Origin of the sequence: Lentibacillus persicus, assembly GCF_900112705.1 — a bacterium.
GTDB classification, from domain to species: domain Bacteria; phylum Bacillota; class Bacilli; order Bacillales; family Amphibacillaceae; genus Lentibacillus; species Lentibacillus persicus.
In genome coordinates, this window is record NZ_FOMR01000013.1 from 34400 (window position 1) to 56287 (window position 21888).

Here is a 21888-nt window from a genome sequence, read left to right on the forward strand (position 1 = left end):
CTGGTAATATGAACAAAAATAATAAGTATGAAAAACTTTTTTGGAGTATTGCATTGCCTGGGTTTGGTCAATTGTTAAACGCAAAATATATCAAAGGAATTGTATTAATATTTTTAGAGTTTTTGGTTAATGTCCAGGGGAATTTTAACGAGGTCATCCTCCTAAGTTTCCATGGAGAAATTGAAAAGGCCATTCAACAAACCGATTACCACTGGCTCATGTTTTATCCTTGTTTATACTTTTTTGCGATGTGGGATGCCTATAAAGATGCAGGTGGAGGAAAAAAACCTTATTCGTTTTTGCCGTTTGTATTTTCAGCCTATTTTGTGACCGTGGGAACCATCTTTTCATCAAGTCTAAAAATTTTCGGGGTGTTACTCGGTCCGATCTGGCTTCCAATATTAAGTGTCATACCAGGTTTGCTTGTGGGATTTTTATTACAAAGAATTCTAAGAAAAAGCTGACCATTTAATCAGCTTTTTCTTAAGTATCCTCAAACAAAAAATCCATGCACTTATCGATGACAAAATAAGTAATGGCAATATGCGCCTTATCGGTGAAATGCGTGCCGAGGAAGCATATCAGTTACATGTACAGGGGTATAAGGAGGATCTGAAAGAGATTACCTCAAGCAAGACTATAGGAGAAACGCCATTTTTAAAATTCTTCGTGCAGTGTATTTTGATCATCAATTTGCAGATGTCGCCGTTCTATTTCCTCTTGAAGTATTAAAAGGAATTCAGTGTTTAAATGGCGTCTTTTTGCCTCGATATAGGCTTGAACCAAAAGCTTATCCGACAGCTCGTTCATCTTTCATAAAACACCCCTTTTATTTTTTAAAATTTTTCTAATTCAGGATTCAGACACTTGTTGTCGAACCATCCAATCAATAAATTCGTACTCTTTTTTGGTTAAGGTACGATCCAACTTCTGCTCAAACTCTTTGAGCAGCCTTGTGCGGATTTTCTCGACTTCTGTGATCACTAATCCTCCTAGTGGCGTTTCTCCTAAATAATTGTTCATACGAATAATAACATATTTTCGCAAGGGGGTATTATTTCCTATGTTGGTCTTAGAACGCTATATTTACATTGTTCTGCTAACGGGCGATTTAATGGAATAAATGAAGCCATTAGGGGGAGGGAAAAACAAATCACTACCCGGCTAACTCGCTGGGTAGTGGTTTTGGTCTTGTCCACAATCTGTCAACGTTGCCCACGAAAATTCAACGGATTATACATGTTTGTATATATGCTAATTTAAGTTTTTGTTACCTAAAATTGCCTGTTCAATGAGTTTATAAATAACATAGATAGGCCAACATTGCTTATTATTGGTACAATTAATATTTGCAAGATACAAATGCAGTGGGTAGCTTATTTAAATCTTGCAGAAGGGTATTTTATCATTTTTCGATTGATTTTTCCAGCAACGAAATTCTTTTAAAAAAATTTTATAAAACTCCTTGCGTTTTTCCCGAAACCATAGTAGACTATGTCTTAAGCAAATGAAATTGAAATTAGTAATACTTTACGATCTCTTTAACAAGTGGTGTAAGTATTTATGGTTCAATTACTTTGCACAATTTGTATAAGGAGGTCATTTAATATGATGACTGGAACAGTAAAATGGTTTAACGCAGAAAAAGGCTTTGGATTTATTGAGCGCGAAGAAGGAGACGACGTATTCGTTCACTTCTCAGCAATCAACGCAGAAGGATTCAAAACACTTGAAGACGGTCAAAACGTTGAATTCGAAATTGTTGAAGGCAACCGTGGACCGCAAGCTGCTAACGTATCAGCTGTATAATCCATTAAAAAATTAACAAAAAGGTTTATCTCATTTGTGAGGTAAGCCTTTTTTATTTGCTATTATGGCGGACGGGAGGCGTTCATGTGCCAAGCGAATTCGATTGGCATCAAGAGGCACAACTGCAGTGGGATAATCGTGCGGAATTCTGGAATGAACGGAGTATGGCAATGTGGGATACGGGAAGCAGGAAGGATATAGTCCCATTTATTAAAGAAAACCTGGAAAAAGGTAAAACAATTCTAGATGCTGGATGCGGCGATGGTTATGGATCTTATAAACTTTCCCGGGCAGGATACGATGTGACTGGCGTGGATATTTCAGGCGAAATGATCAGGCGGGCAAATGAAATGCCTGTTCAATCGTCTATGTCGTTTAAACAGGGGGATATTTCCAGTATGCCGATAACTGATAATAGTCAAGATGCCATTATGGCGATTAATGTCATTGAATGGACGGCATCCCCGGAAAAAGCATTAAAAGAATTTAGCCGGGTGCTGAAAAAAGACGGTTTACTTTTTGCCGGGATTCTAGGACCGACAGCTGGCCCCAGAGTGAATAGTTATCCGCGGCTTCAAGGTGAGACGACTATCTGCAATACGATTATGCCATGGGAATTTCAAACACTTGCTGCCGAAAATAAATTTAAATATGCCGATGGGTTCGGAGTGTATAAAAAAGATGTAAAAGAGCGTCACTATAAAGGCTTGCCACTGGATCTGCAGCAAGCTTTGACGTTTATGTGGGTTTTTATGCTGCGAAAGGCGGAATAAGATGGATAAAAATGAAATGGAACAAAAGGTAATTGAAAGCTACCAACAGGATGAAAAAATGATGATCCTCGTATACGCCCAGTGGTGCATCAATCATAATATTGACCCAGTGGTATTATATGAGCAGGCATATCCTGGACAATTTGATAATCAAGCTTTAAAAGATGCCCTGGAATTAACGGTTTCCAAGCAGGAATCAGAGCATATTCCCAACGAGACAATACTTAATATTCTTCAAGTGTTTGGCAATAATGATCTCGCTTTTGTTGTCCAAGAGGAAATCGACAAAGCTGAGCGGAATGGCGGGAGAAGTCATGAGGGAGCGGACGATTAATGGATTGGTCTATAAAATCATTTCAGCAACTGTCAAATGACAATCTTTACGCGCTGCTGAAACTGCGAGTCGAGATTTTTGTCGTTGAGCAGGAATGTGCATATCCGGAGCTGGACGGTTATGATAAACAGGCGATTCATTACTTTTTAAAAAATGGTGATGAAATAGCGGCCAACGTGCGTATTTTGCCGGCCAATACGGTGTTTAATGAAGTCTCGATAGGCAGAGTGGCGGTGGCCAAAAAATACCGCGGCCGTGACTTTGGACGGCAGATTATGCGAAAAGCCATTGCTTATATTACGGATGAATGGCACGAAACCGTAATTAAGATTGAAGCACAGGAGCACCTCAAGAAGTTTTATACAGACTTGGGTTTCCGGCAAGTTTCCGAATCATATTTAGATGACGGCATCCCACATATTGATATGCTTTGGAAGAATTCGGATTGATGCTGTTCTGCCGATTAACATGATATGGAAGTTGAAATGAAGTATCAATCATCCATATCGGCACATAGTATGATTAGCGATTCATTTTTAAAATGGAGGCTGACATCTATGATGACAAGCGAGCAGCTTAAACAATGCAAAAACGCACTTGAGCAGCGACAAGATGAACTAATCGGGCAGGTAAAGGATCATTTTGGAAATTCATTAGAAATGACGAAGCAATCAGTGGATGAGCTGTCTAATTACGATAACCACCCCGGAGATATGGGCACAGAGATGTTTGAACGCGAAAAAGATATAGCACTGAATGAACATGCCGAAACCGAGCTGGAGGATATTAACACGGCACTTCACGCAATTGCCGATGGCACATACGGGATCTGCACTGAATGCGGACGGGATATTCCGTTTGAGCGCTTGGAAGCCGTCCCGACAGCGGACCGCTGTTTTGACCATGCTAAAACCGGGGACGACATGGCACAAAGCGATCGACCAATTGAAGAAGGTGTTTTCAGCCCGAATATAAATCCTGATGAGGCAACAGATGAGGAACAGACCGGTTATGATGCAGAGGACGCGTGGCAGGAAGTTAGCCGTTATGGTACCTCGGAAACAGCATCCGATTTTTACGGCGACCGCGATAACTACGATGAAATGTACCCGAACAGCGATGAGAACGTCGGAAGCGTGACCGATGAGGAAAGCTTTTTAGCTGCTGACCGTGAAGGGAATTTCACCGGTGTGACGCCGAATCACAAAAAATATGAAGAATAGCATGCGAACATCAGCCTCTAGCTTGAACGAAGAGGTTGGGACATAACTTATATATCCAATATAAAAGACGAACGATAATCAAGGTTAGCGGAGGAAATATGCGTAGACTCCTGCGGGAATAGAGGCATAGGTGAGACAACGAAGTGCCTTGGCACGAGTTGGCTCAACAGCCGCCCGCGGAAAGCGAAGCATATTTCCGGAGCGGTGTATCCCGCTTCCTTTCCTAGTAATCGTTCGTCTTTTCATTTACTTTTAAACCTTTTTTCTCAGTCTCTTTTAAAATCCGCCGAACATGGTGTCCATCATGTTTCCGACGATTGACGTTACAAATGATTGACTGAAGAATCCAAACGCCAGAACGATGATAATATTTAATCCGAGCAAAACATAAATGATGTCAAATCCTTCTGAAGGCTGCTCTAAAAGAATAAATGCCGGAACAAAGAGAAGGAATCCGAGTATACTTATGACAATCGACAGACCAGCGAGCACCGGTATCCCAAGGATTGAAAAAATAAGTCCTGCTGCATATAAAAGAAGAAACGGAATGAGATAAGCGCCATATTTGGCTATGATGTCAGGAAATGAGAAAGCTTGGGCGGCCAATTTCGCCCCCGCAAACGTCAGCGACGCGATCAAGAGCTGCAGCAATATAAATGATATAAATGGCAGAATTAAACCATCAATAAGTGAAATGCTTCCGTAAAAATTAGCCGGGATACTATTGAACGCAACAAAATAGCTGACCGAAAGCAACAAGGCCATTATGATAATTGTTGTAAGGCCGGAGATTGTATCTGTGTGATTTGCTTTTTTGGCCTCACTCGGCGTTTTGACCAGTGTTGTGAAAAAGTGACCAAAATCCTCTCCTGCCGTTTTTATTTTTTCCTGTAAATCCCTCGTTTTTGCTGTTTTTCCGGAATTGGCAGTAGCAGCATCATCGCTTTGTGAAGGCGTTTGTTCATGCTGCTGGCCTGTTACACCTTCATTCTTTTCTTCAACAGCCAATTGCGCACCGCAATTTGTGCAAAACTTTCCTTCAGAAGTTTGCCTGCCGCATGACGGGCATACCATTCAATCACATCCTCTTATAAACCTTATAATAAAAGTATAAAGGCTTTTGTTGTATTTTTCATCACCTGAATATCCTAACCTAAAAATAAAACCTGCAGCTTATATAAACTGCAGGCCTCTAATCAGCAAATTGCTTTCTTTACTGAGACGGTTGTTCACGTTCGGCGAGTTCGAGTGAAACAGCTTGAGCTTCACCATTGCGGTATATTTCAAGTTCAACTGTCTCGCCGGCTTCAGCTTCATTGTAAAGATATTTACGCAGATCAACGATTGATTTTACTTCATTGCCATTAATTTTGGTTATGACATCGAATTGCTGCAGGTCGGCTTCAGCTGCAGGTGATCCTTCTTCAGTCTGGGCAATTACCATACCGCCTTCCACACTTTCAGGGACTTGGACTTGATCCCTGTATTGCTGCGGTACTTGGCTTATTGATACAGAACTGATGCCAATAAATGGACGTGATACGGTGCCGTCTTTTTCCAATTGCTCAATAATTGGCATTGCGGTATCAATTGGAATCGCAAAGCCGATGCCTTCTACAGCTGTCTGGGCTATTTTCATCGAATTGATGCCAATGACCTCTCCCTCGGAATTCACAAGGGCACCCCCGCTGTTGCCGGGGTTGATGGCTGCATCAGTCTGGAGAACTTCTGTTACCCAGTCAGGCTGTCCGTCACCATTTGTATCCATATTAACGGAACGGTCGACGCCACTGATGATGCCCCTGGTCAACGTATTTGCAAATTCCATTCCGAGAGGATTACCGATTGCAATCGCTGTTTCGCCGACCTCGACATCACTTGAAGAACCAAGACTTGCGACGGTATCGATTTTGGATCCGTCAATTTTTAATACAGCCAGGTCACTCAATTGATCTGTACCGAGCACTTCAGCATCAATCCGCTCGTCATTATTGAGTGCTACTTCAACTTCCTGGGCATCGGCAACAACGTGCTGGTTGGTTACAACATAAGCATCGCCATTTTCTTTTTTATAGATAATACCTGAACCTGTGCCGGATTCCGAGCTTTCTTGTTCCCATATGTTTGTCTGTTGTATGCGGGTGACCCCAACGACTGCTTTTGAGGCTTCTTCCATGTTAGAAGCGGTATCAGCATTGTCTGAGGCAATCGTTTCAGTAACTTCAGGTGTGTTGGATGATTGGTTGTCATTATTTTCATTTGAACTGCCATTAGAACCAGAGTTGGTTCCATCATTTGGTATAATATTTGTCGTAAATAACAACACGACTATGACTGCTGAAACAATACCGCCGATTAAACCACTGAGCAAATTTCCGGGTTTTCTGTTGTTTGTTTTTTTATCCTGATTTGCTTGAGCGTTTTGTCTGGCTGTCTGTGCGATCCCGCCCTCTTCTGCAGAAGTTGTTTCACGATCTGACTGATTGTCCGGAAATTCCTGATTCATATTGTCTCTATTTTCATGATCGTTCTGATTGTTATAATCCATGAATAATTCACCCCTTTACGTTATCATGTAGTCAACTCTTATTATATTGCCGTTACTTGGTAAGAATTTGGTGAAAATACGGCAAAAATGTGTAAATTGCATTCTTTTATTGACATTCCCGGTACTTATTCATAATAATCATAACAAATAAATGATGGAGGCGTCCTTTGTGAAACATCATATCGGAGTCGTTGAAGATGACACGAATATCCAAAATATTGTTGAAGCTTACCTGAAAAAAGAAGGTTATGAGGCTACGGTAATGGCATCTGCAGAAGAAGCCTGGAAACTTTGGGAAACACGCCGGCCTGATATGTGGGTGCTGGATATCATGCTGCCCGGCATGGACGGTTATGAATTCTGCAAAAAAATTCGTCAGGAAAGTGATGTCCCGATTATTATAATTTCCGCAAAAGACGATGAAGTTGATAAAATCCTCGGGCTTGAACTGGGGGGCGATGATTATTTGACAAAACCTTTCAGCCCGCGAGAGCTTGTAGCAAGAGTCAAGCGTTTATTCAAACGTGCCAGTTCTCCTGCGGGAATCAGTCAAGAGGCAAATGAACATATTAAAGTTGATCAATTACTCATTCATGAGACCGAACGCAGGATTTTTTGGCATGGAGAGGAGCTGGATGTAACAACGAAAGAATTTGATCTGCTTTTACTGTTGTCTAAAAATGTAAACAGAGCTTTTTCCCGTGAAGAGCTGCTGATAAAAATTTGGGGCGAAGATTATTTCGGCAGCGATCGCGCTGTAGATGACCTTGTTAAACGTATCCGGAAAAAAATGAGCGATCTCCCCTTGGAGACGGTATGGGGTTATGGTTACCGCCTGCGCAGTGAAGAGGAATCTTCATGAAACTTCAGTCCCAGCTAAATCTGGCTTTTACCGCTCTGCTGCTGGTCATCCTCACTGTCACAGGCTATGTCGTTTATTCATTAATCCTTGGCATGCTGATCGATAATGAGCGGACCGAATTACAGCAAAAAGGAGAGCTGCTCGTCCAGGTGTTGAACCAGCAAGATGGATCGGTTGATAACATGGAGGAGTTCAGCACTTTTTTGCAGGAACAGGATCTGCAGTTGTTTCTTTATGACCGCAGTCAGGACCAGGTTATGTTGTCAACGATGCCCCAGCAGTTTGTCCGGAATTTTTCAGCTAACAATTATTTTGCCAATGAACAGGAAGAATTATGGGAAGCTGGTAATCGTAAATTTGTAACCTCAAGGATACTAATTTATCCGGAGCGAACGGGGCTTGAATTGGTGTTGTTGACGCCAATGACCGATCTGCATTCGGTCCAGCAGGATTTCTTTCAGCGGATGATTCTTGTTTTTATTATCGGGGGGATAGCGGCAATTTTGCTCAGCTATTTGTTGACGAATAAATTAGTAACCCCACTGACAAAGTTGAAACATCAGCTGAAAATAATTGAGAAACGAAAATTTAATGAAATTGAACGCGTGAAAGCAACAGGTGAAATTAAAGAAGTTGAACAGGGATTATATGATATGGCAACTGAGCTTGAAAGGTATATGAAATCCCAACAGGCGTTTTTCCAGAATGCGAGTCACGAATTGAAAACGCCGCTTATGACAATTCAGGGCTATGCAGAAGGGATCCGTGATGGTGTTTTTGACAATGATGACCGGGAAAAAGGGCTGGAAATGATGGTAACGGAAGTCAGCCGTTTGAAGACCATCATCAATGAAATGATTTTACTGGCAAAACTCGACAGTGAGCAGACGACGTACCAGCCTGAACAAATTAATGGAGCTGAACTGATTGAACAGGTGTTGGACCGGGCTTTGCCGTTAGTGAGTGACAAAGGAATCGAATTGCATCATTCGGCGGATAAGCATAGCATCTTTTACGCTGATCAGGAAAAATTGCTGCGTGCGCTGTCGAATATCACCTTTAATGCGATCAGGCATGCCCGTTCGCAAGTGGCGATTAAAGCCGGGGAGAATATGATTACAATTGAAGATGACGGGGAAGGGGTACCACAGGAGCTTATCCCGCATATTTTTCATCGGTTTGTTAAAGGTAAAACTGGAGAGACCGGTCTTGGGCTTGCAATTGCACGGGCAATTGTTGAGCAGTCCGGCGGCAAAATTACAGTGCAAGACTCAGAGCTTGGTGGCGCAAAGTTTATTATCACGTTTCACGAATAGCATATCCACTTTTCCCGGAACATGATGTTTCATATGGTGGAAACAGCGCTGTTTTGGCAGACCACGCGAAAGGGGAGCGGGACCAATCGAAATCCGGAGAGGACCAACCGAAATCCGGTGAGCTTCACGCTAAATGTGAAGTGGACCACGCGGAATCCGCCGCACATCACGCGATATTGGTTCGTCCCCACGTGACTAAAGACGTTTGCCGGGCGTGTCGCGCACCCGGGGGACTCATACACCATAACAAAACACATAAAAGTCTGGGAAAAGCCTTCGTTGCACGAAATTTAGCTTTGTGATACAATTGGATAGTTTTGAGTCATTCTTAAATGATAGAGGAGCGTACTTTTTATGCAATTAAGAGAAGACATTCGTAATATTGCTATTATCGCCCATGTTGACCATGGTAAGACGACACTTGTCGATCAGATGCTGAAATACTCGGGAACATTTCGCGAACATGAACAAGTGGATGATCGTGCTATGGACACAAACGATATTGAGCGTGAACGTGGAATTACGATTTTATCCAAGAATACAGCAATAAAACATGATGGAGCAACGATCAATATACTCGACACACCGGGTCATGCGGACTTCGGCGGGGAAGTTGAACGTATTATGAAAATGGTTGATGGTGTCCTGCTTGTGGTAGACGCTTATGAAGGCTGTATGCCACAGACACGGTTCGTTTTGAAAAAAGCACTCGATCAGAAGCTGACACCGATTGTTGTATTAAATAAAATTGACCGGCCAAATGCCCGTCCGAATGAAGTGATTGATGAAGTGCTGGATTTGTTCATTGAACTTGGTGCAGATGATGAACAACTGGAATTTTCGGTTCTCTTTGCATCAGCATTGAATGGTACTTCCGGTGAAGAGCCGGAGGAACAGTCGGAAACGATGGATCCGGTATTCACAACGATTTTAAACCATATCCCGGCACCGCCTGATACAACAGACGACCCATTGCAATTTCAGATTACGCTGCTGGACTACAATGATTATCTGGGGCGCATTGGTGTCGGCCGCGTTGTTCGAGGGGAAATCAGTGTCGGAAAGCAGGTTGTCGTCATGAAAAAAGACGGATCGCAGAAATCGTTCCGTATCAGTAAATTGTTCGGGTTTACCGGTCTGAAGCGGGTCGAAATTCAAGAAGCACAGGCAGGCGACATTGTAGCAATCGCAGGACTGGATGACATCAATGTCGGGGAGACAATCTGCCCGCAGGATCATCCTGAGGGCTTGCCATGGCTTCGTATTGATGAGCCGACACTGCAGATGACATTCTTGACGAATAACAGCCCTTTTGCCGGGCGTGAAGGTACCTATATCACGTCCAGACAAATTGAGGAACGTTTAATGAAACAACTTGAAACAGATGTCAGTCTTCATGTTGAGCCGACCGATTCACCTGATGCGTGGACGGTTTCAGGACGCGGTGAGCTGCATTTGTCCATTTTAATTGAAAATATGCGCCGCGAAGGTTTTGAATTGCAATTGTCAAAACCACAGGTCATTATTAAAGAAATTGACGGTGTCAAATATGAACCGGTGGAACATGTGCAGGTAGATGTGCCCGAAGATTATACAGGACCTGTGATGGAATCGCTTGGCGAACGCAAAGGTGAAATGATTGATATGGTCAATCAAGGAAATGGCCAGGTTCGTATCGAATTTAAAGTACCATCACGCGGTATGATTGGCTATGCAACTGAATTTATGTCATTGACACGCGGTTACGGCATCCTGAATCATACGTTTGATACGTATGAACCGCTCGTCAAAGGACAAGTCGGCGGACGTCGCGAAGGTGTGCTTGTAGCCATGGAAAATGGCAAAGCATCCACTTATGGTATCATGCAGCTTGAAGACCGCGGTGTGATTTTTGTTGAGCCGGGCACCGAAGTTTATGCCGGCATGATTGTCGGTGAGCATAACCGGGAGAACGATTTAACGGTTAATATCACAAAAGAAAAACATCTGACAAACGTCCGTTCATCAACAAAAGACCAGACAGCGACAATCAGAAAAACGCGTGACATGTCACTTGAAGAAGCGCTTCAGTATCTCAATGATGGCGAGTATTGTGAAGTGACACCGGAAAAAGTTCGCTTGCGGAAGAAATTGTTGAACCAAAATGAACGTGAAAAAGCAGCTAAAAAAGCAAAATTAGGTTAACGGATTAAACCGGCAATGGCAGGTAATGCTTTTGCCGGTTTTTACATATTTTATTAACAAGCCCAACGAGCCTGCAGCAGGAGATAAATTGGGTGCTGTCCTCATCTGAGATGTTAAAATGGTGATAAGATAACCAACGGGAGTGATGATGATGCGCTATCTTCTAACGTTTACCACAAGCCTGGTCATACTGATGACTGCCTGCTCCCAGGATGACAGTCCGGAACAGTCAGATGAAGGACAGGCACCATCAGACAGTGAACAGGCAGAGGAAGCAGATGACACTGAAACAAAAACGGCAGATGAGGATACGGAGAAAAAAACAATTGCTGAAAATCTAGAGGAGCCCTGGGAAATCGAGCACGCTGATGGCAAATTTTATGTAAGTGAACGGACAGGGAGCATCGTGACAATCGATAATGCGGAACAGACCCGTAAACCGGTGCAATTTTCAAAAGATCTTTCAAATCAGCCTGAAGCAGGACTATTGGGTGTCCTCCTGCCAGATGGTTTTGCTGAGACGCGTGAAGCCATCGCTTATTATTCATATCAAGAAAACGAAGCTTATTATCAACGGGTGGCAACAATTGAAGAGTCCGGGGATCAATGGGAAGAAACATCAGTCCTTCTTGATGAAATCCCGGGCGGACAAGTCCACCAGGGCGGACGGATTGAAGTGGGACCTGATGGAAAGCTTTATGTAACGACGGGTGATGCCACTATGGAAGATTCGGCTCAAGACCTTGACAGTTTAGCAGGAAAAATACTGCGTATGAATCTGGATGGTACGATTCCTGACGATAATCCATTTGAGGGCTCGTATGTCTATTCTTATGGTCATCGTAATTCGCAAGGGCTTGCCTGGAACGGTGATGGCGAGTTATACGCGACTGAGCATGGTTCAAATGCAAAGGATGAAATAAATCAGATTGCAGCCGGTAATAATTACGGCTGGCCGGTCATCCGGGGCGATGAAACGGAAGCAGATATGACAGAACCGCTCATTCATTCCGGAAACAATACGTGGGCACCATCCGGCATGGTGTATCATGAAGGCTTTTTCTATTTTGGCGGACTGGCCGGGGAAGGTCTGTATCGCTTTGACCCGGAAAATGAAACAGAAGAGCGCATTGTTTCGGATGAGGGGCGTGTGCGTGATGTCTATTCGACCGAAGAAGGAATTTACTTTCTAACTAACAACACGGATGGCCGGGGCGCTCCTGGTGTAAACGATGATAGAATGTTGTTTATGCCAAACCGTTTATTGAAATAGGGAAACGTTTAATTTAAAAGCGCGGGTGGTACAAAACGAGTATAGAGAATATGAATTTTAAATGATTAAATCGCGAAGGAGAGGATCCTTGATGCAAGAAGCTCAGGAAAAACAGGGAAAGAGTCTGTTTCTGAAAGGTGCAGTGATTGGCGCTGCAGCAGGTGGAGCAGCTACGTTACTAAACAAAAATACGCGCCGCAAAATGGGACGTAATTTAAGAAGTGCCAAAGGGACTATCGCTGAGACTACCAGCACTATAAAAGAAAACCCTCGGGAGACCAAAGATGAAGTAATGGCGAAAGCAAAAAATGCGGCCAGTGTTTTGAAAGAAGCAGCAAACAGCGTGCAGCAAATCTATGATAGAACAAATGATGAGCTTAAAGAAGAAGTAAGCAATGTTAAGCAGGACTCTGAAATGGCTGTTCAATCCGCAAAGGAGATTAAGCAGGACTCCGAAAAGGCGCTGCACACGGTAAATGAAACGAAGGAAGAGCTAAAATCAGCTGGGAATAAAGCCAAAGAAGCTAAAAGTGAACTTACAACATAAGAGTAAGAGTGAATGCGTTAGTTCGGCTGAATAGCGGCTGAACTAACGCATATTTTGTTTCGGCAGAAAGGGTGGTTTTTTCAGCGTCGGTCGTTAATTATATGTTATTCTTTTTAAAGGAAGCTGCTTCCGCATAGACGGTTGTTATCTGCTCCGTATTTGATGTAAACTGCGAAGTAGTGAAAATTCTCATTCTAATTTCAGTTAGTGCTATACCACCGCTTCGGAAATACACTCCGCTTTCCGCGGGCGGCTGGTGAGCCAACTCGTGCCAAGGCACTTCGTTGTCTCACCTATGCCTATGCTCCCGCTGGAGTCTCCGTGTATTTCCTGCGCTATGGTTGGATCGCATAGCACCACAGAAGCAGCAGTATCCCCAGCGCAGGCAATATGCGTAGACTCCAAGGGATGCGCACGTGTCCGAAGACCCCGCAAGAAAGGTTCAAAGGCTAAGAACGCCGCGTCAATAGCCAACGCCTTTGTGACCAACATCGTGTTGGCCCGAGGCCGTGCCCATGGAAAGCGAAGTATATTGCCGGGGCGGCTTTAAGCATTCAATTGTATTTCCGAAGCGGTGCACGGAGCACTAACTAGTTCGCAGTTTATGGGAACTGCGACAGTTAAAGAGCTACAAACTTTACGAAAAGAGACTTAAAGAATCGGGTGTTGCTGATGAAGAAACTGATTAAACGGTTTAAGTTTTTATTCACATTTCATAAATCCATTCCATTTATAGCTGATTTCTTCTATTTTTTCGGTTTCGTGGATGATATTACGGTCGCTGCTTTTCTGCTTCAACAAATGGTAAAAGCTGCCCCGGCGTCATTGAAAGAAAAACATGATTTTAGATGATTGCATCTTTCCGTCAAATAGTTATAACAGAAGACCATTGCGGTCAGTGGATTTATTATCCTCTGAACCGTGAGGCACCGTTTTATACATTGGTAACAAATCGTGGAATCTCTCCCGGTTCAAGAACCATTATACCAGGAAATGAATAAAGCTAAACAATTAAACCAATGTTAATCCGTCTTAGGGGGAACACGCATGGACATACAAACAATCTTAGCAATCATTATTTTTCTTGCGACACTTGTACTTATAATTTGGCAGCCTAAAAATCTCGGGATAGGGTATACAGCGTGTTTTGCTGCGCTGATAGCCTTGCTTGTCGGTGTTGTCACATTTGATGATGTGATGGCTGTTGCCGATATTGTGTGGAATGCGACGTTGGCGTTTGTTGCGATTATTATCATTTCTCTGGTGCTCGACGAAATCGGATTCTTTGAATGGGCTGCCTTACATATGGCGCGGCTTGCAGGCGGCAACGGCGTTAAAATGTTTATTTATATTTCGGTTTTGGGTGCGATTGTTGCGGCGTTGTTTGCCAACGACGGGGCAGCGCTGATTCTGACGCCGATTGTACTGGCGATGGTCCGGGCGTTGAATTTTCGGGATGCCTTCATACTGCCATTCATTATGGCGAGCGGGTTTATTGCGGATACAACCTCACTTCCATTCGTTGTCAGTAACCTGGTTAATATTGTCTCAGCCGATTTCTTTGGGATCGGGTTTTTGGAATATGCAACGCGCATGATCATACCGAATATATTCTCGCTTCTTGCCAGCATTCTGGTATTGTATTTATTTTTCAGGAAAGATATACCGGGAAGCTATGAGGTCAGTGACTTAAAGACACCACGGGACGCCATTAAGGATGAAAAAATGTTTCGCTTGTCGTGGCTGGCTTTGGGCATTCTTTTAGCCGGCTATTTTACAAGCGAGTTTTTCGGAATCCCAGTGTCATTTGTGGCCGGAACAATTGCGATTATCTTTCTGCTTCTCGGGCGGCAAAGCAGTGCAGTAGCAACCGGTAAAGTTATAAAAGGCGCGCCATGGGATATCGTGTTTTTTTCGCTGGGCATGTATGTCGTTGTCTATGGCTTGCGGAATGTCGGCTTGACAGATCTGCTGGCAGGTGTTCTTGATGCGGCCGTTGATCAGGGCTTGTTTGCAGCAACGATGTCGATGGGATTCATCGCGGCGATTTTATCATCGATTATGAATAATATGCCGACTGTCATGATTGATGCACTGGCGATTGCTGATACAAGCGCTACCGGGGTTTTAAAAGAGGGGTTAATTTACGCCAACGTTATCGGAAGCGACCTTGGTCCGAAAATCACCCCGATTGGCTCGCTGGCAACACTGTTGTGGCTTCATGTGTTAAAGACGAAAGGTGTTAACATCTCATGGGGCTATTATTTTAAAGTCGGCATTGTGCTTACTGTCCCGACACTGTTTATCACCTTGTTCGGGCTGTATCTGACGTTGCTGTTGCTGTGAACCTCTCGGAATACAAACCATTAAGGAGGAATATTATGGCTGAAAAACCGACCCTCTATTTTCTTTGTACGGGAAATTCGTGCCGGAGTCAGATGGCGGAAGGATTTGGGAAAAAATATCTCGGTGATAAATGGGATGTCAGGAGCGCCGGAATCGAAGCCCACGGTTTGAACCCGCTGGCTGTGAGAGCCATGGAAGATGCCGGGATGGACATTTCTGAACAGGAATCAAGCACGATTGATTCTGATCTTTTGAATAACGCTAAGATGGTCGTGACACTTTGCGGCGATGCACGGGAAAACTGTCCGATGACACCGCCGCATGTGAAGAAAGAGCACTGGGGATTTGATGATCCTGCCAAAGCTGAAGGGACAGAAGCCGAACGCTGGCAAGCTTTCGAACGCGTACGTGATGAAATTGAAGCACGCATTATTCAATTTCAAAAACAAAACCGGGGGCGCTGATCGGCTCCCCGGTTAATGTTTCTCGTCATTTTCATCATTTGGAATATATTTTGTGAAGTATACGGCGAAAATAAGGCAAATAACCGTTATTCCCCATGCAGCAATGCCGCTCCAATAAAGATCCACACCAAGGCCAATAATCAGCACAACAGCGCTAATGCCTATGAAAATGGCCGTTAAATAACGTTTCATGATTTCACACCTCGGTATATTCAATCTAACCCTATTATAATATATGTTTCAATTATATGCTGTTGAAAAATTAGTGTCCTGCGACGTCCCGTTTTGTGAAAAAGAGCCATGCCAGGCTAAGGAAAACAACATAGTATACAGCCAACACAGTTAATGAAAACCCTAAGCTCATGCCTTCAAACATAGGTGAACCGTTTATATATTGGTTCATATTAGTGTTGGCAAACAAAATATACTTGGCCCAGCTGTACTCGGAAAAAAATGAGACAATCGCATTTCCCGAAAGCATCAGGAAAATAGCGACACCAATAGCCAGCGAGCTTTGCCGGAATATCGCAGAAATCATGAAGGCAAACGTTGCCATCATTACAAGTGTCACAAGCTGTAAGCCATAACCTTCGATGATTTCTCCAATGATGGAAACGTGGGCAAACCCATCACTTTCATTTAGGACAATGTACGGATCCATTCCGTTGACACCGAAAAATAGTGCACCGGAAAGCCATGAGAAAATCAAGACAAATAAGAGTGTGAACAACGCAAATAATAAAACGGATACGTATTTCGCAGCTAAAATTTTAGTTCGTGTAATCGGGCGAATCAACAATAGCTTGATCGTTCCCCACTTAAACTCATTCGCGATAATCCCTGCAGCAACTATGATGGTAAAAAGACTTACCAGCGATAGTAAAAATTCGTTTCCCATGACAAACTGCCAGGCATCGTAACTGCGCGGCTGGACATCATTTTCAAGATAGAAATTATTTTTCTCAATCTGCGTGTTATTAAAGCCTTGCATCATATCGTCCTCTTCCATTTGCTGCTGCAGGTCGGCATTTTCCTGTTCGAGTGTCTCTTGCCAATTGTCATCCTGATATTTCGCGGCTTGTTCAACAGTATAATCAGATAAAAAAGCCAGACCAAGGACAAGAACGGCTATGAGAATATACATGATCCATGTTGATTTGCGTATGTACAATTTAATCTGCTCGTTAATGAGCAGCTGAAAAAAGTTACTCAATCGTATTCTCCCCAATCAAATCAAAGAATTTATCTTCAAGCGTAGAGGTCGTCATGCTTATCTGGTAAATCTTTATCTCGTGCCTGACAAATGTCTCAACAATATCGGGAATCATTTCACGTTCCGTACGAATTGTCAGCGTGGCGTTAGAAGCATCTGCATCAAGATTGTAATCGTTTCGAAGTACCTCACAGGCCGTGCTCAGTGGCGTTACTTCCATTTGAACTTCTGCGGTTTCAGTCTCATCTGCTGCTGCATTAACATCCTGAATTGCGATCACTTCGCCATTTTTAATCAGACCAATCCGATCACACATTTGCTCGATTTCAGACAGCAAATGACTCGAGATGATGACAGCAACATTTTCTTCTTGTGCCAGCTTTCGTATGTATTGCCGGATTTCTTTGATGCCGGCGGGATCCAATCCGTTGGTGGGCTCATCCAGAATGAGCACGGAAGGCTTCTGCAGGAGAGCCTGGGCTATACCGAGCCGCTGCCGCATTCCCAGCGAATACTTGCCGGCTTTTTCATTAATGGCTTGTTCCAGTCCGACAAGCTTAATAACTTCTTCAATTCGACTATGCGGAACGTTAGGCATCATACGGGCGTAATGCTTTAAATTCTGTTTCCCCGTTAAGAATGGGTACATTTCAGGGTTTTCAACAATCGCCCCAACTTCTCTGATAGCTTCTTTATAGTCTGTTTTAATACTTGCGCCTTGAATGCGGACATCGCCGCCTGAGAGCCCCATTAACCCTACCATCATGCGGATGGTTGTCGTTTTGCCGGCGCCGTTGGGTCCAATAAACCCGAACACTTCTCCCTTATGAATTTCGAATGAGACCCCTTTAATAATCGCTTTGTTTCCTAGTGTCTTTTTGACATTGATTAATTCCATGGCTGTTTCTGACATAAATAGTCCCCCAATATATGTAACTATAGTTAACTACGAAAAGAATGCGGGTAAGTTTCAAATGATTTCCATCGTTACATAAACTGGAAAGAAGTGCAATACACAAAAATACCCTGTCCAACCGTTATGGACAGGGTAAAACTATATTTTATCCCGCATTTAACGGCCAGTAATCCGCCGAAGAAAGGCGGCTAACTGGCCCTAAATGCCCGATTCTGTTCGGGCCTGCAGGACGCAGGTCACAAAGGCGTTGCAACGGACGTTGCGGTTTTAGCCTTTGTTCATCTTAATCAGTGGGAAAAAGCGCACCACTGATTGAAGTTTCACTTTACCTTTTTAAGTCGGGGTTTTCGCGTTTTGCTTCTCTGACATTGGGTCTGCGATATCCGCCGGCAATGTCGGCTTTTTTAAATTCTTTTGCGAAATGTACTTCTTGAGCATCCGTCAGTTGCTGATCTTGTGCTGGCTGATATTGTGCTTTTCGCATATTGGATTTCCTTTCTTTTGAAAAGTTTTAATAAACTTTTCCCTGTATGAATCAAATTAAACATTGATAAAGAAAGGACTCATCACTTTACGAGCTGCATTTTTTTGTTCATTACAACCGAAGAGATATACATCACAGCTCCAGTAAGTATAAAAACTGGAAACGAAATTTGTATGACATGACCGATATCGGGCATGAACCGTGGGACGAGCAGTGAAAGGCCGATGAACAATGCAGTCGAAGCCCATAGCAGTAAGAATTCAACCCATTTCCTGGGTTGTTTTTCTTTAAAAGTTGAGTTTTTGACCCATTTTAAAATAGCCATGACAAATAACAATAAAAGTATAAGGTCGATAAGGATAACCAGAATTCCAGACCCCAGCGGAAAGGCTATCGTTCCTTCTCCGAGACCGAAAATGAAAAATAAAACAAGTCCAACGGTTCCGGCAGTTAAACTGACAAGACCACCGAGGTTCATGACGAGGTAAAAAATAAACGAAAGACGATTGGCCTTTTTCTCCGATGGAATTTCCCCGACGATATCGTTGCAGTATGCTTTTGGGTCATCCCCAAAAACGTCTTTGGCCGTTCTGCCGTTTGCCTGGGCCTGCAATAAATGGTCGAGTAACTCCATCAGCACTTCTTCGATATAACGTTCTGATTTTGTAAAGTTCGTCCGGATATAGACGAGCATATCACCATAGTATTGTTTATTTTCTTTGGTTAACTGCTCTCGTTTTTCATTGTTGAGCTGGATAAGGTCTTTTGTGTTCATAACCGGTGGCCTCCTTTTTCAATAATATTGTCCACTGGCTGTTTAATGGTTGTCCAGTGATGGATAAATAGCCTCAATGATTCGAGCCCGTCATCGGTTAAATAATAATATTTGCGTTTCGGCCCCGATTCAGATTTTTTCATTTCACCCTTTATCAGTTTTTCTTTTTGCAGCCGCAATAAAATAGGGTAGATGGACCCTTCACTCACATCATCCAATCCGAATCCCTGCAATTTCACGGAAAGTTCATAGCCGTATGTGGGCTGCTGACTAATGATAGATAAAATGCAGCCTTCGAGAATCCCCTTTAATAACTGGCTTCGTAATTTCATAATCCAACCTGCCTTGTTATGCAAGATACTATATAATAATCAAGCTATCTTGTATAACAAAATAGCTTAATTGCAGTATATAAAATTTCAATGTGATTTACAAGCATAATTTGATATGATGTTCTTATGATTTTATAAGAGCGCTGGAAAAAAGGAGCTAATTAATAATGGAATGGAAAAATATTTACCGTGGCATTTTGATGGGGGCGAGTGATGTTGTGCCTGGCGTAAGCGGGGGAACGATCGCCGTTCTGCTCGGGATTTATGAGCGGCTTATTGCTGCCATCAACGGGTTTGTAAGTAAGGAGTGGAAAAAACAATTAGGCTTTTTGATTCCGCTTGGCATTGGAATCATTACAGCAATTTTTTTGTTAAGTAATGTGATCGATTGGCTGTTTAAAAATTATCCGGGACCGACAAAATTTTTCTTTTTGGGGCTGATTTTGGGTGTCTTGCCGTATTTGTTCCATAAAGCTGATGCAACGAATAAATTCAAGACTAAACATATTATATTGCTTTTAATAGGTGCCGTTATTGTTGGTTCGATGGCATTTCTGCAGGCCAGTGAGGGACCTGTAATTGAAAACATGACCTCGTCGACTTATATTTTGTTGTTTTTTTCCGGGTTTATTGCCAGCAGCGCGTTGGTCCTGCCCGGAATCAGCGGTTCATTAATGCTTTTGATCCTGGGCGTGTATACAACGATTATAGGTGCCATCAGCAATCTGCAGCTTGATATCATTGCTGTTACCGCTGCCGGAATTATCCTTGGCATTGTTTTCATGAGCAAGCTTGTTAATTTCTTTTTAAATCATTATTATACCGGGACGTTTGCTGTAGTTATCGGCATGGTAATCGGATCTGTTTTTGTCGTGTTTCCGGGCTGGCCGGCGGAGGTCTCACGCGTGTTAGTTAGTATTGTGACGTTCGCAGCAGGACTGGCTGGAGCTTATCTGCTTGGAAAAGTTGAATATAAGGCGTAAAGCGTAAACAAAGTAAAAGACACACCGGGTTAAAATAGATACAATGTAAATAGAAACGTTATGAGGGGGGGTTTTTGATAATGAAGCATATTGAAACTGAACAGCAATTCAATGAGATTATTCAATCGGATGCACCTGTGATTGTGAAATTTTTCGCTGATTGGTGCCCGGACTGCAAACGCATGGATATGTTCATCGGGGATGTCATGGAGGAGTTCAACAACTATGACTGGTATGAGATTAACAGTGATGAAGTGGAAGGCATTGCGCAGCGATATGAAGTCATGGGTATCCCGAGTATTTTGCTTTTCAAAGATGGCGAGAAGCTTGCACACCAGCATAGTGCTGATACAAAAACGCCGGAATCGGTGACCAAATTTCTTCATCAGCAACTGGCGTAGAATAGTTAATCACCCTTGTTTTAAGGGTGATTATTTTTTGTTTTATGGGGAATAACGTTCCCATAAGGAGTCGATGTACATGGGAACATTTTTTTCACAGTTCGCAGAGCCGCATGGCAAAACAGGGTATTTGGCCGGTTGGTTTATGTCCAAAGAAAATAAGGCGATTAACAAATGGACAATTGATTTTTTGGGTATCCAGGATGACGAGCACATCCTCGAAATTGGCTTTGGTTCCGGCAAAGCGATGAAATATGTGCTGGAGCAGGGAGAGAACCTGACAATAACAGGAATGGACCCGTCTGGTGTGATGGTTTATCAGGCACTAAGGCAATTAAACAAACGTTTGATCAATGGGCAAATCCGTTTAATTGAAGGGAAAGCGGAAAACATGCCGCATTTGCCGCAAAAAATTGATAAGGTGCTTGTTATCAACAATGTCACGTTTTGGGAGGCCCCGGTCGGGACACTTGAAAACATTCGCAGTCAGATGAACATTGGCGGAAAAATTGCTTTAACGATCAGGCCGCACGAAAAAGGCGCTTCTGATGAAACGAGCGAGCTGATCGGAGGACAGTTGTCAGCATTGCTGACCCACGCCGGATTTAATGATGTGGAATTTTTCCTGAAACCGACAAAACCGAATGATACGGTATGTGCGCTTGGCACAAAATAAGCTGATCACCCGTTGCGGATGATCAGCTTATATGTTGAGAATGATAACTGGTGAACTGAAAGCAAACAGCAAGGGAAGTGTGATAAAATAAAGAAACAATAGACCGACTTCTCATGGGAGGGCGGCTCGTCCCCGGTAGAAAGGGGGTGATGCCTTATGACCACTTTTCAGGTGTTGTCTTTAATGATTTCATTTGGAACAATGGTTGCGATTCTTGCTTATCCAAGCAAGAAGTAAACCTCCCCTGAGTTGGTCGCTCGAGGTGGGAGGTTCACACACCTTCCAAGAGCCGCCCCCTTTGATGGGGTTCGGTCTATTGTTGACCGCCGGTGTTTATCGGCGGTTTTTCTTATTATATGGGGATTGCCCCTTTTCTATGTTTAGTATACCACAAAAGCCCCTTTTGTACACAAACATATATAAGACACA

At 43.2% G+C, this 21888-nt stretch carries 28 protein-coding genes; 18 read left to right on the top strand and 10 right to left on the bottom strand.

The features are described from left to right. Positions 1-8 precede the first annotated feature (8 nt). Positions 9-464: a hypothetical protein gene (locus tag BMZ22_RS14680; protein ID WP_090086962.1), complete on the top strand. Its 456-nt coding sequence runs from the start codon at positions 9-11 to the stop codon at positions 462-464. Positions 465-657: 193 nt separating this feature from the next. Here BMZ22_RS14680 and sda read toward each other — a convergent pair whose 3' ends face one another. Further along, on the bottom strand, positions 658-810 hold the full coding sequence (sda, locus tag BMZ22_RS14685; protein ID WP_090086964.1) for a sporulation histidine kinase inhibitor Sda: 153 nt from the start codon (positions 808-810) through the stop codon (positions 658-660). Between the two features lie 42 nt (positions 811-852). Beyond that, positions 853-1023, bottom strand: coding sequence for a hypothetical protein (locus tag BMZ22_RS17175; protein ID WP_218144066.1), 171 nt, complete (start codon positions 1021-1023; stop codon positions 853-855). 585 nt (positions 1024-1608) lie between these two features. Between BMZ22_RS17175 and BMZ22_RS14690 the strand changes: the two genes are divergently transcribed. From BMZ22_RS14690 to BMZ22_RS14710, 5 genes are all read left to right on the top strand, one after another. Further along, positions 1609-1809, top strand: coding sequence for a cold shock domain-containing protein (locus BMZ22_RS14690; protein ID WP_177183461.1), 201 nt, complete (start codon positions 1609-1611; stop codon positions 1807-1809). A gap of 86 nt (positions 1810-1895) precedes the next feature. Then, positions 1896-2582: a class I SAM-dependent methyltransferase gene (locus BMZ22_RS14695; protein ID WP_143069991.1), complete on the top strand. Its 687-nt coding sequence runs from the start codon at positions 1896-1898 to the stop codon at positions 2580-2582. A 1-nt stretch (position 2583) separates the two neighbouring features. Beyond that, positions 2584-2916: a hypothetical protein gene (locus BMZ22_RS14700; protein WP_090086966.1), complete on the top strand. Its 333-nt coding sequence runs from the start codon at positions 2584-2586 to the stop codon at positions 2914-2916. Next, complete coding sequence (locus BMZ22_RS14705) at positions 2916-3365, top strand: GNAT family N-acetyltransferase (protein ID WP_090086967.1); 450 nt, start codon at positions 2916-2918, stop codon at positions 3363-3365. The genes BMZ22_RS14700 and BMZ22_RS14705 overlap by 1 nt, the downstream gene beginning before the upstream one ends. A 108-nt stretch (positions 3366-3473) precedes the next feature. Beyond that, positions 3474-4139, top strand: coding sequence for a TraR/DksA C4-type zinc finger protein (locus tag BMZ22_RS14710; protein ID WP_090086969.1), 666 nt, complete (start codon positions 3474-3476; stop codon positions 4137-4139). Positions 4140-4415: 276 nt separating this feature from the next. Here BMZ22_RS14710 and BMZ22_RS14715 read toward each other — a convergent pair whose 3' ends face one another. Further along, on the bottom strand, positions 4416-5213 hold the full coding sequence (locus tag BMZ22_RS14715) for a zinc ribbon domain-containing protein (protein ID WP_090086972.1): 798 nt from the start codon (positions 5211-5213) through the stop codon (positions 4416-4418). 139 nt (positions 5214-5352) lie between these two features. Continuing rightward, positions 5353-6687: a S1C family serine protease gene (locus BMZ22_RS14720; RefSeq protein WP_090086974.1), complete on the bottom strand. Its 1335-nt coding sequence runs from the start codon at positions 6685-6687 to the stop codon at positions 5353-5355. 169 nt (positions 6688-6856) lie between these two features. Here BMZ22_RS14720 and BMZ22_RS14725 point away from each other — a divergent pair, with 169 nt between their 5' ends. The 8 genes from BMZ22_RS14725 to arsC all read left to right on the top strand — a co-directional run bounded on the left by BMZ22_RS14725 (position 6857) and on the right by arsC (position 15679). Beyond that, positions 6857-7549, top strand: a complete 693-nt coding sequence (locus BMZ22_RS14725) for a response regulator transcription factor (protein WP_090086976.1) — start codon at positions 6857-6859, stop codon at positions 7547-7549. Continuing rightward, the gene (locus tag BMZ22_RS14730; RefSeq protein WP_090086978.1) at positions 7546-8865 is read left to right on the top strand and encodes a sensor histidine kinase; all 1320 of its coding nucleotides are present in this window, start codon (positions 7546-7548) and stop codon (positions 8863-8865) included. Before BMZ22_RS14725 ends, BMZ22_RS14730 begins: the two co-directional genes overlap by 4 nt. 354 nt (positions 8866-9219) lie before the next feature. Beyond that, a complete protein-coding gene (typA, locus tag BMZ22_RS14740) occupies positions 9220-11049 on the top strand; it encodes a translational GTPase TypA (protein ID WP_090086982.1) in 1830 nt (609 codons plus the stop codon). Between the two features lie 151 nt (positions 11050-11200). Then, a complete protein-coding gene (locus tag BMZ22_RS14745; protein ID WP_245745466.1) occupies positions 11201-12322 on the top strand; it encodes a PQQ-dependent sugar dehydrogenase in 1122 nt (373 codons plus the stop codon). A gap of 91 nt (positions 12323-12413) precedes the next feature. After that, the gene (locus tag BMZ22_RS14750) at positions 12414-12869 is read left to right on the top strand and encodes a hypothetical protein (protein ID WP_090086986.1); all 456 of its coding nucleotides are present in this window, start codon (positions 12414-12416) and stop codon (positions 12867-12869) included. A gap of 672 nt (positions 12870-13541) precedes the next feature. Then, a complete protein-coding gene (locus tag BMZ22_RS14760) occupies positions 13542-13721 on the top strand; it encodes a YkvA family protein (protein ID WP_090086990.1) in 180 nt (59 codons plus the stop codon). Between the two features lie 195 nt (positions 13722-13916). Further along, positions 13917-15215, top strand: a complete 1299-nt coding sequence (locus tag BMZ22_RS14765) for an arsenic transporter (protein WP_090086992.1) — start codon at positions 13917-13919, stop codon at positions 15213-15215. 35 nt (positions 15216-15250) lie between these two features. Beyond that, on the top strand, positions 15251-15679 hold the full coding sequence (gene arsC, locus BMZ22_RS14770; RefSeq protein WP_090086994.1) for an arsenate reductase (thioredoxin): 429 nt from the start codon (positions 15251-15253) through the stop codon (positions 15677-15679). Positions 15680-15691: 12 nt separating this feature from the next. Here the strand turns inward: arsC and BMZ22_RS14775 are convergent, their stop codons facing one another. The 6 genes from BMZ22_RS14775 to BMZ22_RS14800 form a co-directional block, all read right to left on the bottom strand. Next, positions 15692-15871 carry a hypothetical protein gene (locus BMZ22_RS14775; protein ID WP_090086996.1) on the bottom strand — a complete coding sequence of 60 codons (180 nt, stop codon included), beginning with the start codon at positions 15869-15871 and terminating at the stop codon, positions 15692-15694. Between the two features lie 70 nt (positions 15872-15941). Continuing rightward, on the bottom strand, positions 15942-16892 hold the full coding sequence (locus BMZ22_RS14780; protein ID WP_090086998.1) for an ABC transporter permease: 951 nt from the start codon (positions 16890-16892) through the stop codon (positions 15942-15944). After that, complete coding sequence (locus tag BMZ22_RS14785) at positions 16885-17805, bottom strand: ABC transporter ATP-binding protein (protein WP_090087000.1); 921 nt, start codon at positions 17803-17805, stop codon at positions 16885-16887. The genes BMZ22_RS14780 and BMZ22_RS14785 overlap by 8 nt, the downstream gene beginning before the upstream one ends. Positions 17806-18133: 328 nt before the next feature. Then, on the bottom strand, positions 18134-18292 hold the full coding sequence (locus BMZ22_RS14790) for a YfhE family protein (RefSeq protein ID WP_090087002.1): 159 nt from the start codon (positions 18290-18292) through the stop codon (positions 18134-18136). A gap of 82 nt (positions 18293-18374) precedes the next feature. Beyond that, positions 18375-19067, bottom strand: a complete 693-nt coding sequence (locus BMZ22_RS14795) for a DUF1129 family protein (protein WP_090087004.1) — start codon at positions 19065-19067, stop codon at positions 18375-18377. Then, positions 19064-19399, bottom strand: a complete 336-nt coding sequence (locus tag BMZ22_RS14800; RefSeq protein ID WP_090087005.1) for a PadR family transcriptional regulator — start codon at positions 19397-19399, stop codon at positions 19064-19066. Before BMZ22_RS14800 ends, BMZ22_RS14795 begins: the two co-directional genes overlap by 4 nt. A 167-nt stretch (positions 19400-19566) precedes the next feature. On the opposite strand from BMZ22_RS14800, the gene BMZ22_RS14805 reads away from it, so the two are divergent. The 4 genes from BMZ22_RS14805 to BMZ22_RS17485 all read left to right on the top strand — a co-directional run bounded on the left by BMZ22_RS14805 (position 19567) and on the right by BMZ22_RS17485 (position 21696). Next, positions 19567-20382: a DUF368 domain-containing protein gene (locus BMZ22_RS14805; RefSeq protein WP_090087007.1), complete on the top strand. Its 816-nt coding sequence runs from the start codon at positions 19567-19569 to the stop codon at positions 20380-20382. Between the two features lie 80 nt (positions 20383-20462). After that, positions 20463-20783, top strand: a complete 321-nt coding sequence (locus BMZ22_RS14810) for a thioredoxin family protein (RefSeq protein ID WP_090087009.1) — start codon at positions 20463-20465, stop codon at positions 20781-20783. Between the two features lie 79 nt (positions 20784-20862). Next, entirely contained in the window at positions 20863-21459 is a 597-nt protein-coding gene (locus BMZ22_RS14815; protein WP_090087011.1) for a class I SAM-dependent methyltransferase, read from the top strand. 156 nt (positions 21460-21615) lie between these two features. Further along, positions 21616-21696 carry a putative holin-like toxin gene (locus tag BMZ22_RS17485; RefSeq protein WP_425434289.1) on the top strand — a complete coding sequence of 27 codons (81 nt, stop codon included), beginning with the start codon at positions 21616-21618 and terminating at the stop codon, positions 21694-21696. Positions 21697-21888: the final 192 nt, after the last annotated feature.

Coding starts and splice junctions, on each gene's coding strand:
- BMZ22_RS14710 (WP_090086969.1), top strand. CDS start 3,474: ATGATGACAAGCGAGCAGCTTAAACAATGCAAAAACGCACTTGAGCAG.
- BMZ22_RS14785 (WP_090087000.1), bottom strand. CDS start 17,805: ATGTCAGAAACAGCCATGGAATTAATCAATGTCAAAAAGACACTAGGA.
- BMZ22_RS14795 (WP_090087004.1), bottom strand. CDS start 19,067: ATGAACACAAAAGACCTTATCCAGCTCAACAATGAAAAACGAGAGCAG.
- BMZ22_RS14690 (WP_177183461.1), top strand. CDS start 1,609: ATGATGACTGGAACAGTAAAATGGTTTAACGCAGAAAAAGGCTTTGGA.
- BMZ22_RS14760 (WP_090086990.1), top strand. CDS start 13,542: ATGAAGAAACTGATTAAACGGTTTAAGTTTTTATTCACATTTCATAAA.
- BMZ22_RS14680 (WP_090086962.1), top strand. CDS start 9: ATGAACAAAAATAATAAGTATGAAAAACTTTTTTGGAGTATTGCATTG.
- BMZ22_RS14730 (WP_090086978.1), top strand. CDS start 7,546: ATGAAACTTCAGTCCCAGCTAAATCTGGCTTTTACCGCTCTGCTGCTG.
- arsC (WP_090086994.1), top strand. CDS start 15,251: ATGGCTGAAAAACCGACCCTCTATTTTCTTTGTACGGGAAATTCGTGC.
- BMZ22_RS14750 (WP_090086986.1), top strand. CDS start 12,414: ATGCAAGAAGCTCAGGAAAAACAGGGAAAGAGTCTGTTTCTGAAAGGT.
- BMZ22_RS14810 (WP_090087009.1), top strand. CDS start 20,463: ATGAAGCATATTGAAACTGAACAGCAATTCAATGAGATTATTCAATCG.
- BMZ22_RS14800 (WP_090087005.1), bottom strand. CDS start 19,399: ATGAAATTACGAAGCCAGTTATTAAAGGGGATTCTCGAAGGCTGCATT.
- BMZ22_RS14720 (WP_090086974.1), bottom strand. CDS start 6,687: ATGGATTATAACAATCAGAACGATCATGAAAATAGAGACAATATGAAT.
- BMZ22_RS14775 (WP_090086996.1), bottom strand. CDS start 15,871: ATGAAACGTTATTTAACGGCCATTTTCATAGGCATTAGCGCTGTTGTG.
- typA (WP_090086982.1), top strand. CDS start 9,220: ATGCAATTAAGAGAAGACATTCGTAATATTGCTATTATCGCCCATGTT.
- BMZ22_RS14765 (WP_090086992.1), top strand. CDS start 13,917: ATGGACATACAAACAATCTTAGCAATCATTATTTTTCTTGCGACACTT.
- BMZ22_RS14715 (WP_090086972.1), bottom strand. CDS start 5,213: ATGGTATGCCCGTCATGCGGCAGGCAAACTTCTGAAGGAAAGTTTTGC.
- BMZ22_RS17485 (WP_425434289.1), top strand. CDS start 21,616: ATGACCACTTTTCAGGTGTTGTCTTTAATGATTTCATTTGGAACAATG.
- BMZ22_RS14805 (WP_090087007.1), top strand. CDS start 19,567: ATGGAATGGAAAAATATTTACCGTGGCATTTTGATGGGGGCGAGTGAT.
- BMZ22_RS14700 (WP_090086966.1), top strand. CDS start 2,584: ATGGATAAAAATGAAATGGAACAAAAGGTAATTGAAAGCTACCAACAG.
- BMZ22_RS14815 (WP_090087011.1), top strand. CDS start 20,863: ATGGGAACATTTTTTTCACAGTTCGCAGAGCCGCATGGCAAAACAGGG.
- BMZ22_RS14705 (WP_090086967.1), top strand. CDS start 2,916: ATGGATTGGTCTATAAAATCATTTCAGCAACTGTCAAATGACAATCTT.
- BMZ22_RS14790 (WP_090087002.1), bottom strand. CDS start 18,292: ATGCGAAAAGCACAATATCAGCCAGCACAAGATCAGCAACTGACGGAT.
- BMZ22_RS14745 (WP_245745466.1), top strand. CDS start 11,201: ATGCGCTATCTTCTAACGTTTACCACAAGCCTGGTCATACTGATGACT.
- BMZ22_RS17175 (WP_218144066.1), bottom strand. CDS start 1,023: ATGAACAATTATTTAGGAGAAACGCCACTAGGAGGATTAGTGATCACA.
- sda (WP_090086964.1), bottom strand. CDS start 810: ATGAACGAGCTGTCGGATAAGCTTTTGGTTCAAGCCTATATCGAGGCA.